The organism is Acidithiobacillus sp. TH-A36, from assembly GCF_057473445.1.
Genome location: NZ_JBYCKP010000645.1, coordinates 1 through 3,232, shown reverse-complemented (window position 1 = coordinate 3,232; position 3,232 = coordinate 1). Strand labels below are relative to the sequence as shown.

At 46.1% G+C, this 3,232-nt stretch carries 5 protein-coding genes; all 5 read left to right on the top strand.

What is annotated here, in order from left to right; translation table 11 throughout:
- On the top strand, positions 1-205 hold a 205-nt coding region (locus AC2VLY_RS16175), incomplete at its 5' end, for a hypothetical protein (protein WP_486922642.1).
- Between the two features lie 16 nt (positions 206-221).
- Positions 222-1,004, top strand: a complete 783-nt coding sequence (locus AC2VLY_RS16170; RefSeq protein WP_486922641.1) for a hypothetical protein — start codon at positions 222-224, stop codon at positions 1,002-1,004.
- Positions 1,005-1,028: 24 nt separating this feature from the next.
- Positions 1,029-1,697, top strand: coding sequence for a hypothetical protein (locus tag AC2VLY_RS16165; protein WP_486922640.1), 669 nt, complete (start codon positions 1,029-1,031; stop codon positions 1,695-1,697).
- A 57-nt stretch (positions 1,698-1,754) separates the two neighbouring features.
- Positions 1,755-2,561 (top strand): LemA family protein, encoded by an 807-nt coding sequence (locus AC2VLY_RS16160; protein WP_486922639.1) that lies wholly within the window; start codon positions 1,755-1,757, stop codon positions 2,559-2,561.
- A gap of 29 nt (positions 2,562-2,590) precedes the next feature.
- Entirely contained in the window at positions 2,591-3,049 is a 459-nt protein-coding gene (locus AC2VLY_RS16155; RefSeq protein WP_227486600.1) for a hypothetical protein, read from the top strand.
- Positions 3,050-3,232: the final 183 nt, after the last annotated feature.

Sequence of the window (3,232 nt, the reverse complement as noted above, 5' to 3'; positions counted from 1 at the left end):
CGACAGATGCCAGTGGCTGGCAACAACCCGCCTGGCAGTCTGCACCGGGAGTCCCGCCAGCTCCGGCAAAACTTGGCTGGTATGGGAACCCGCACAGCCCAACCCCCTGCTGGATCGCTGGCGGACAGAGTATTCCGTTTACCCTGGCAGTCGCACCCGTAGCTGCGACACCACCTCCTCCTCCAGCGATCATGTAGTCGCCTGAATGAGGAAGCTATAAGATGTCGGACGCAGATATTTCTCCGCCGCCGTATTCAGAGGAATGGCTACGCCAGCGTGGCGCTAAATTTGATCCGCGTACAGGGAAAAAAGTGTCACCAGCACCCATTGTTAGTGATGACGATTCTCTACGGAGGAGAGGTGACTCAGACGAAGACAAACCCCCGAAGGAGAATGAGGAGCTGGGGAACAGTCCTTCGGGAGAGGATGATAACGGTCATAAAGATCCGATTGGTCCATCCGTTGGCCCAAATGGGAAAGAACCTACTGACGACAGATCAAAAGATAAGATTCCTGTGGACCCACCTCGGAAATCAAGAAGACTCCCGTTGATCATCGGTTTTGCGCTGGCAATAGCCGCAGTAATAGCTGCTGAACAATACATTGTACCGATGCTTACGCATAGCTCGCGTACGACAAAGGTCAAGCAGGCCGTTACCAGTTCTTCGACTAATCAGGTGCCTGAAAATTCAACAACGAGGACAGTAACCTCACCACCACCAAAGGTCCCAGTCGTGCCGATAGCGAAGCCAAATAATGCAATACCCAAGCTGTCGCCGAATGTACATGAAGAGATCCTCACGCCTTCATTGCCTACATCGACGCCTCCTGCTCAGGTTGCTCCGGTAAAGGCCGCTCCGGTACAGGCCGCGCCACCGGCTAATAAGATCATTAAACCAAACGTAGTGCCAGAAACCTTTCCAGCGCCAGTCAAGCATCATGGAGAAAATAATGCGCAGTACGAACAACAGCATTTAAATCAACTAATGTCCCCATTGGGTTAAACGATCAACTAAAGGAGAAAAAATATGAGCCGTTATATGAATTTCCACACTAAAAGTCTTGTAGGGATGGGCGTTGCAGCAACCTTATTGGCTGGCTGCGCCACAGATCAAGGCACAGTCGCACCACCGTTACCAATCCCGCTGGCTTCTGCACAAGGATATGCTCAGCAAAAACAGCAGGGTATCAACGTAACACGTCAATTTGTAGGACTTTGGGCGAATGCGAAGCACAGTATGCAAGCGAATTTTGCTAATTGTCTAGCAGTATCCAACGCAAATAATAGCAGTCCAGATGCTTGCTGGCGTCAATTAAAATCTCAAGCCACAGGCTACGCAAATCAATTTTCCGGACTTTATGCAAGTGGACTCCAGCCGGATCAGCAACAACACTTCGCTATGGCGCGGCAATCTGCAGTGACCTATTTCCAACTGCTGGAGACCTACTCGAAGCAGTGTATTGATGACTTGAGTGGGTGCATGAGAAAACAAGATCCAACAAAAATTGCTATTAAAGATGCGAAAGATAGAGTGAACCAGTTACTTTCCGGAACAGTAACTTCTGGTTCCATAGGTGCGGGTGTGAATTTTGAATCCAGCCAGGTAAATAATGGGCTATCTGGCTTGAGTAATAGTCCGGCGGCAGTTGCACCCTCTGCACAAGTCCCTGCTTTGCAGGATGTGCCCAGCAACTAATAACACGCCGATTCTAATAAAATTGATAATCTGTGGTGGATAAAGGAAGCCATAAAAATGTTAGGCATATTTTTCTTTTTTATTTTAGTTTTTGGTGGACTAATTGCCATAGCAATAAAGTCCTATAACGGCTTGCAGCATCTCGCGCAGCAGGTGAAGGAGTATCACTCAAACATTATGGCTTCCATGAAAAAGCGCGCCGATCTGATCAATCAGCTTATTTCAGTCGTCTCTGGCTATGCAGACCATGAAAAACTTACTCAGATAACCGTTTCAGGCAATCAAACGGCGATAGGCGACGCTGCCAACTTGTATCAACAGGGTTCATCAACATTGGGAAGAATTCAGGCGATAGCTATGGGATTCCCGGATTTGAAAGCAAATCAAAATTATCAAACACTTATGGGTGAAATTACCAGGGTGGAAGACCTTATTCAGAGTCGGCGCGAACAGTACAATGCCATCGTGCGCAAATACAATGCAACTCGTGTCCAGTTTCCTCATGCTCTCTGGGCTAATAAACTAGGATTTCCAGAAGCGCCTTATTTCGATGTGGAAAATGCAGACGATTTGCATAATCTGCAAAATTTCAAAACAGATGATGGAGAAATGCTCCGCCAGGTTATGTCTATAGCAACTGCTAGAATCACATCTGGTGTTGCATCTGGGGCAAATAAATTAGCGTCTTCTACGGGTAAAATGATTGAACAGGGTAAGGCAAAGTTGGCAGAGTCTCAAACTGAGAGCCAAGAAGATGTAAGTGTTAGCCATAAGTCTTCTGGTGATTCGCCTTCTCATATTGAAGAGCCTGTACGAGAAATAAGCATCGAGAATCCTATCGATTCAGGTTTGGCAAAAGACTAACACCGCTCGTTATGAGTATAGGAAATTTTTTGACAGCGTTGTGGCAGTATGGAATAGATCATATCGAGATCATGATATTAGAACGAGTTGGTCTGATCGCAGTGCCGATAATACTTGCCATCGGATTTGTGTTGCTAGGTCTGTTTTTTTTATCTTCACGTGTCGATGATAGACGTCATCATATAGAGTTTTCTCACAAGGGCATCGGATTATCGGCAGATTCTGAGAATATAACGCGCTTGGAAAAAAAACCGTCGACCATGGTTGCTTTGGTTTTAGTTTTTTTTATCGGCAGTTTTGGGGTGTTTTATCTTGCACCGGTTTTGGGAATGGCCTTATCTCTGATGGTTCTCGTTTCCAGTCTGATCATTTTTGAATCATTTCGGTGGTTTTTGGTTGTGCAGTTTGTTTTATGGCTCTGCTCGCTAGGAGTTACTGTGTTTCTATTGAATAAAAGATCTGTAGGATCATGGTATAAGGTTCATTAATTTTTGATTGTTAATGAATATTAATATTCCTGTTTTGGATGACTAAAAAACCGGCGAAACAGGACCAGATACATTCCCTGCAAGGTGACGGCCAATAAAAACGGGGTCACCAGCATTTCGGCTTCAAAGAACAGTCCGGCAATGCTGGGTCCGATGGCTCTGGGTGCTTGCAGGGATAAACTG